Here is a 7,207-nt window from a genome sequence, read left to right on the forward strand (position 1 = left end):
AACATGCCATTGGTTTGACGCATTTCCCGCGAGCTGAGCTATACAGAAATCACACCACTGTTTCATACCCCTTACTCATCCATACGAGGCACGCCGACATGGACGTGAGCGTTTTTGGCACTGGCTACGTAGGACTGGTACAAGCGGCAGCGCTTGCCGACGTTGGCCACCGGGTCCTGTGCGTGGACGTGGATGCCCACAAGATCAACCAACTGCGCCAGGGCGTCCCGCCGATCAGCGAGCCGGGCCTGTCGGGCCTGCTGGAAGACAACATCAAGGAAGATCGCCTGCTGTTCAGTACCCAGGCCAGCGATGCGGTCAGCCATGCCGAACTGATCTTCATCGCCGTCGGCACCCCACCTGACGAGGACGGCTCGGCCGACCTGAGCCATGTGCTCGACGTCACCCGGAAGATTGCCGAGCTGATGGAGACCGACCGTACCCTGATCGTCAAATCCACGGTGCCGGTCGGCACTGCCGACCAGGTCGAGGCCCTTGCCCGCGCCGAACTGCAGCGCCTGGGCAAGGGCAAGTTGCAGGTGCGCGTGGTGTCCAACCCCGAATTCCTCAAGGAAGGCAGCGCTCTGGCCGACTGCATGCGCCCCGACCGGATCATCGTCGGCACCCATGACCAGGTCGCCCACGACCAGCTTGCCGAACTCTACGCGCCCTTCTGCCGCAACCACGAAAAGCTGATGTTCATGGACAACCGCAGCGCCGAGCTGACCAAGTACGCCGCCAACGCCATGCTCGCCACGCGTATCAGCTTCATGAACGAACTGGCCAACCTCAGCGAGCACCTGGGTGCCGACATCGAGGCGGTGCGCCGCGGCATCGGGTCGGACCCACGCATCGGCTACCACTTCATCTACCCCGGCTGCGGTTTTGGCGGTTCATGCTTCCCCAAGGACATCAAGGCCCTGCTGCACACCGCCGAACACAGCGGCATGCCCCTGCGCCTGCTGCAGAGCGTCAACGAAGTCAACGACCGGCAGCGGCGCATCCTGTTCGCCAAGCTCCAGCAGCGCCTGGGCGGGCTGCGCGGCAAGTCCATCGCACTGTGGGGCCTGGCCTTCAAGCCCAACACCGACGACATGCGCGAAGCACCGAGCCGCTACCTGATGGAAGCGCTGTGGGACGAAGGCGCCACCGTGCGGGCCTATGATCCCGAGGCGATGGACGAATGCCGGCGCCTGTACGGCTACCGCGACGACCTGCAACTGTGCGCCACCCGCGACGACACCCTGCAGGACGCCGACGCCCTGGTGATCTGCACAGAGTGGAAGAACTTCCGCGTGGTGGATTTCTCGCTGCTGGCCAGCAAGCTGCGCGCCCGGGTGATCATCGACGGCCGCAACCTGTACAACCCCGAGCAGGTCGCCGCCCACGGCCTGCACTACAGCGGCATCGGCCTGCGCCAGGTCGCACCCGACCAGAATGCCCCGCAGGTCGGCGCGCCATGAAAGTGCTGGTCACCGGCGCCGCCGGTTTCATCGGTGCCCACACCTGCCTGCGCCTGCTGGGCGACGGCCATGAGGTGCTGGGCCTGGACAACTTCAACGACTATTACGATCCGTCGCTCAAGCATGCCCGCGTGCACTGGGTGCGCCAGAGCGTCGGTGACTTTGCGCTGCACCGCCTGGACCTTGCCGACCGCGACGCCATGGCCCGGCTGTTCGCCAAGGAGCGCCCCGAGGTGGTGGTGCACCTGGCAGCGCAAGCGGGTGTGCGCTACTCGCTGCAGAATCCCCAGGCCTACCTGGACAGCAACCTGGCGGGTTTCCTGAACATTCTCGAAGGCTGCCGGCGCCACCCGGTGCAGCACCTGCTGTATGCCTCGTCCAGCTCGGTGTATGGCGCCAACCAGCGCACCCCGTACCGGGTGCAGGATGCAGTCGATCATCCGCTGTCGTTGTATGCCGCCACCAAGAAGGCCAATGAGGCCATGGCGCACAGCTACAGCCATCTGTTCGGCATCCCCTGCAGTGGCCTGCGCTTCTTTACCGTCTATGGCCCCTGGGGCCGCCCGGACATGTCGCCGATGCAGTTCGCCCGCGCCATCAGCGAAGGCCGGCCGATCCAGTTGTTCAACCATGGTCGGCACCAGCGCGACTTCACCTACATCGACGACATCGTCGAAAGCCTGGTGCGGCTGCTGCCCTACCCGCCTCGCGCCGATGCGCAGTGGGACGCCTTCAGCCCCGATGCGGCCAGCAGCGCAGCGCCTTGGCGCCTGTTCAACATCGGCGGCCAACGCCCTGTGGAACTGCTCGACTACCTGGCCCTGCTGGAAAAACACCTCGGGCGCGATGCGGTGATCGAGTTGCTGCCACTGCAGCCGGGTGATGTGCTGGCCACCTGTGCCGATGCCAGCGCCCTGGCCCGGGTCACCGGCTTTACCCCAACGATTTCCCTGGATGAAGGGCTCGGGCGATTCGTCGCCTGGTTCAAGCACTACTACTCGCCCGCCACAGACGGCGAACCTGCAGGCGAGCAGTCGAAACAACGGAGGGTGATATGACAGGACAACCGAAAAGCGCCCAGCTACAGGCGCTGTACCAGGACAAACGCATGGACCCGGCGCACCGCCAGCGCATCGATGCCGCCATCCACATGCAAGGCCGCGGCTGGATGACCGGCCGGGTCGGTGGGCGCCCCTGGACCTTGTCACGCACCAACCGCGTGCTGTCATGTCTGGCGGCGCTGACCCTGCTGTTGCTGCTGTCCCCGGTGTTCCTGGTGCTGGCAGTGATGATCAAGCAGTCCAGCCCGGGCCCGGTGTTCTTCGTGCAGAAACGCACCGGCTACCGCGGCCGCCTGTTCGGCATGTTCAAGTTCCGCACCATGGTCGCCAACGCCGAGGCGCTGAAGGACTCGGTACGCCACCTGAACAAGCACGGCGCCGACTCCATCGATTTCAAGATCGACAAAGATCCGCGCATCACCTCGGTGGGCAGTTGGCTGCGGCGCAGCAGCCTGGACGAGCTGCCCAACCTGATCAACGTCGTCACCGGCGACATGCGCCTGGTCGGCCCGCGCCCCACCTCGTTCAACGCCTACCGCTACAAGGACAACCACCTGGCACGGTTGTCGATCTACCCCGGCATGACCGGCCTCTGGCAGATCTCCGGACGCAGCAACATCGATTTTGACCAACGCGTAGAGCTTGACCTCAGCTACATCAACGAACAGAGCCTGCTGCTGGATCTGAAAATCCTGCTCAAGACCCCGTTCAAGGTTTTCACTGGCCACGGAGCAAGTTGAGATGGACGGTTCCACTTCTAGAAGCCTGAGTATCGCCAACCCGAGCGAGACCAACCTGACCGCCACTGTCCTCGACCTCGACCAGCGCACCCTGCTGCTGACCGCGGCCAACACCGGAACCGGCACCAGCACCAGCACCCTGGCCTTCGCCAGCCAGCTGGCGCTGATGAGCGCAGGTGCGGTGCTGCTGATCGACGGCAGTTCCAGCAGCAACGGCCTGAGCCAGCAACTGGGGCTGAACAAGCTGCGCGGCTACACCGACCTGTTGTTCGACGAGGACACCCCACCGCTGGCGCAGGACTGCGTGGTGCACCTGTCCGACCAGCCATTCGACGTGCTGCCGGTGGGCACTTGGAAGCGCGGCCGCGACCGCCTCGACCCCGAGCGCCTGCGCATCCTGCTGCGCCAGTTCGCCGCCCACTACCGCTTCGTGGTGATCGACGGCGAGGCCATCTACGCCAGCGCCGACAGCCTGGTGATCGGCACCCTGGTCGATGGCGTGATCCTGGTGGTGCGCGCCGAGGAAACCCGCAAAGAGGTGGCCCAGGCCGCAGTCCAGCGCCTCGAGCAAGCCGGCGCGCGGCTGATCGGCAGCGTGTTCAACAAGCGCAAGTACTACATGCCCAAGTGGCTGTACGACAACCTGTGAGAGGACGCACGCCATGATCGCCATGAGATACCCCTCGATTGCCCTGTGCGTGCTCGCCCTGGCCGGATGCGCCAGCCAGGAAAGCCGCGAAATGCCGGTACAGATCCTCACCGCGCCGCCGGCCGAGAGCCAGGCCACCGAAGTCGCCCGCCGCGAGCAGGTGCTGCGGCCACAGGACGTGCTGGAAGTGATCTTCCACGTCAGCAACCGCTCTGCCGGGGTGTACCGCATCCAGTCCGGTGACACCCTGGACCTCAACTTCATGGCCGCCAGCGGCCTGAACGGCCAGCAACTGGTGCAGCCCGATGGCAGCATCACCCTGCCATCCACCAACGCGTCGGTGCGCGTCGAGGGCCTGACCCCGAGCGAAGCGGAGAGCGCCATTCGCCAGGCCTACAACGACAAGCGCGTGTTCAAGCCCAACCGCGACCAGGTGACGGTGCGCGTGCTGAGCCCCATGACCGACGAGGTCAACCTGAAGAACGCCCTGAGCCACCCCGGCACCGGCATGAGCCGCGACATCACCGTGGGCAACGACGGCCGCGCGACCTTCCCGGAAATCGGCTCGGTGCCATTGCAGGGCATGACCGTCAACCAGTTGCGTGACTACCTCAACGAGCGCTACGCCAGCCTGCCCGGACGCATGAGCGTGGATGTGCTGCTCAAGTCCACTGCCGCCAACGAGATCTACGTGCTCGGCGAAGTCGGCCAGCCAGGCGCATTCCAGATCCGGCGTCCGGTGTCGGTGCTCGAGGCCCTGACCCTGGCCCGCGGCCCGACCCTGAAGGCCAAGCTCGGTTCGGTGGTGATCATGCGCCGCGAAGGCAACACCGTGCATGCGGTCAACTACGACGTCGACCAGGCCCTCTCCGGCGGTAGCCAGAAGCTCGCCTACCTGCAGCCCGAAGACATGCTGTACGTGCCCAAGACCAAGCTGGCCAGCGCTGCCGAGCTGTCCCGGCAACTGGCTGACGTGGTGCTGTTCCAGGGCTTTGGCTTCAGCTTCAGCTACCGCGTCGACAACAAAGAAAGCAACGACTGACCGGGGGACGGACCATGACCACGCAACCGAAAGAAAACTATGTGCATGAGTTCTTCCGCATCTTCTTCGCCAACCGCCAGTTGGTGAAACGGGTGTTCCTGATCTTCGCGGTGATCGCGGTGATCCTGCCGCTGGTGCTCAAGCAAAGCTTCGACATCACCGCCGAAGTCATCGTGCAGTCCAAGAAGCTGTCGCAGAGTGACACCAGCTCTTCGCTGGCCCAGCAGGCGGACCAGTTCATCCCGCCATCGCTGGCCGACATGGAGACCGAGAGCAACATCCTGCGCTCGCCCACGCTGATCCGCCAGACCATCAGCCAGCTGCGTCAGGAAGGCCAGTACCAGGCCGAACCCGGCCTGCTGCGGCGCACCGTGATCGACCCGCTGCGCCATGGCATCGTCGATCCACTGCATCGCCTGCTGGGCAAGTCGGTGGCCGACGAGCGCGACACCCAGCTCGACGAGCTCACCGACCAGGCCGTCAAGGATCTCAAGATCGAGACCCTGCCCGGCTCCAACGTCATCTCGGTCACCTACAGCGCCGATGACGCGCGCCTCGGCACCCTGTTCGTCGCCCGCCTGCTGGACAACTTCCTGAAAAACCGCCAGGACCTGCAGTCCAACGAGCTGCCCGAGACCTTCTACGAGCAGAAGAAACTGCACTACCAGGCGCGTCTTGGAGACCTCGAGGGCCAACGCCTGGCCCTGCTGACGGCGATCGGCTCGTCCGATCCGAAAGAAGAGATCACCTTCCGCCTCAATGCGATCAACACCGAGGAACAGGCACTCAACCTGCAGCGCGACCGCAAGCTGGAGAACCAGCAGTGGCTCGACTACCTGCAGAGCAGCCTGGCGGCGGCGAGCAAGGCGAAGATGGCCGACTACGCCTTCCCCTACACCTTCACCACCACGGTCGACAACGTCGCCTTCGAAGACCGCGAGATCAAGCAACTGGGCGAGCAGCTGACCACCCAGCTGGCACGCTACAACGGCGATGCCACGGTGTTCCAGCCCGGTGCCGAGCAGATGGTCATGGCGCGTCAGCAGATCGCCCAGCTGCGCGGTCAGTTCCTCAAGATCGTCGAGAACCGTATCCGCGAACGCCAGCAGGACCTGGCCGTGACCCAGCAGGTGATCGATCAGAAGACCCAACGCATCGATGAGTACAAGAACCGCATCACCGAGCTGCGCGAGACCCAGAGCAAGACCCGCCAGCTCGACACCGAGATCGATGCCCTGCACAAGGCCTTCTCCACCTATGCCCAGCGCTATGAAGAAAGTCGCGGCCAGGGCCTGCTCGATGGCAGCCAGTCCAACGCGCGGATCCTCAGCGCGCCCTACGAGCCGGCCACCGCGTCGTTCCCCAAACCTGGCCTGATCATCCCGTTCGGCCTGGTCACCGGCCTGCTGCTGGCGATCGCATTGGTCTACGTCAAGGAGTTCTTCGACCACCGCTTCAAGCACCCTGCACAGATCGGCCAGGAGCTGGGCTTGCCGGTGCTGCTGGTGATCAACGACCAGACCCCGGCGTTGCCCAACCCGCACAAGTCGTGGTCGTTGCCTCGCCTGATGCACTGGGTGCGCAATTGAACGCTGCAGCTCCCGCAACCGGCCGGTTGATCCTGCACCTGCTCAGCAGCGGCGGATTCTACGGCGCCGAGCGCATGCTCCTGGACCACTGCCAGGCAACCCCTGGCAGGCACCGGGTGCTGTTCCTCGACGCGCCGCAGGACCTGGTGACGCGCTTTCGCGAAGCCGGCATCGACTGCCAGAGCTGCCATGGCCTGGGCGCACTGCTCAGGCAAGTGGCGACCCAGCGTGGCGAGCGGCCGTTGATCAACACCCACAACTTCAAGGGCATGGTCTTCGGCTGGTTGGCCGCGACCCTCTGGCACCTGCCACTGGTGACCACCCAGCACGGCTTCACGCCGCGCAGCACCAAGCAGCGCTTCTACACCTGGCTGAGCCTGCAACTGTGCCGCACGCCCACGGTGGCGACCGTGGTGTGCGTGGCCGAGAGCATTGCCCGCATCCACCGCGAGGCGGGAGTTCCAGCCAGCAAATTGCAGGTGATCCCCAACGGCCTGCCGGAGCCCGTGCCTGTGGGAGCGGGCTCGTCCCGCGATGGCAGCACCGCAGTGCAGGGCACCGGCTGCGCCGGTGATCGCGGCACAAGGCCGCTCCCACAGGCACGGGCTCCGGCAGGCCGTTGGGGATCACCTGCAATTTGCTGGCTGGAACTCCCGCCTCGCG

At 65.0% G+C, this 7,207-nt stretch carries 7 protein-coding genes; all 7 read left to right on the top strand.

Features of this window, described 5'->3' with window-relative positions; genetic code table 11:
* Window positions 1-98: 98 nt before the first annotated feature.
* On the top strand, window positions 99-1,463 hold the full coding sequence (locus ACPZMI_RS10950) for a UDP-glucose dehydrogenase family protein (protein WP_186665318.1): 1,365 nt from the start codon (window positions 99-101) through the stop codon (window positions 1,461-1,463).
* Entirely contained in the window at window positions 1,460-2,521 is a 1,062-nt protein-coding gene (locus ACPZMI_RS10955) for an NAD-dependent epimerase (protein ID WP_426352220.1), read from the top strand. The genes ACPZMI_RS10950 and ACPZMI_RS10955 overlap by 4 nt, the downstream gene beginning before the upstream one ends.
* Window positions 2,518-3,264, top strand: a complete 747-nt coding sequence (locus ACPZMI_RS10960; protein ID WP_186665322.1) for a sugar transferase — start codon at window positions 2,518-2,520, stop codon at window positions 3,262-3,264. Before ACPZMI_RS10955 ends, ACPZMI_RS10960 begins: the two co-directional genes overlap by 4 nt.
* Window position 3,265: 1 nt before the next feature.
* Window positions 3,266-3,913, top strand: coding sequence for a CpsD/CapB family tyrosine-protein kinase (locus ACPZMI_RS10965; protein WP_186665324.1), 648 nt, complete (start codon window positions 3,266-3,268; stop codon window positions 3,911-3,913).
* Between the two features lie 22 nt (window positions 3,914-3,935).
* Window positions 3,936-4,955, top strand: coding sequence for a polysaccharide biosynthesis/export family protein (locus ACPZMI_RS10970; RefSeq protein ID WP_186665436.1), 1,020 nt, complete (start codon window positions 3,936-3,938; stop codon window positions 4,953-4,955).
* Window positions 4,956-4,969: 14 nt separating this feature from the next.
* Entirely contained in the window at window positions 4,970-6,544 is a 1,575-nt protein-coding gene (locus tag ACPZMI_RS10975; RefSeq protein ID WP_186665325.1) for a GumC family protein, read from the top strand.
* A partial coding sequence (locus tag ACPZMI_RS10980) for a glycosyltransferase (RefSeq protein WP_426352221.1) occupies window positions 6,541-7,207 on the top strand: 667 nt, incomplete at its 3' end. The genes ACPZMI_RS10975 and ACPZMI_RS10980, both read left to right, overlap by 4 nt.

This window comes from Pseudomonas wayambapalatensis, from assembly GCF_049942315.1.
In the GTDB taxonomy this organism is placed as follows: domain Bacteria; phylum Pseudomonadota; class Gammaproteobacteria; order Pseudomonadales; family Pseudomonadaceae; genus Aquipseudomonas; species Aquipseudomonas wayambapalatensis.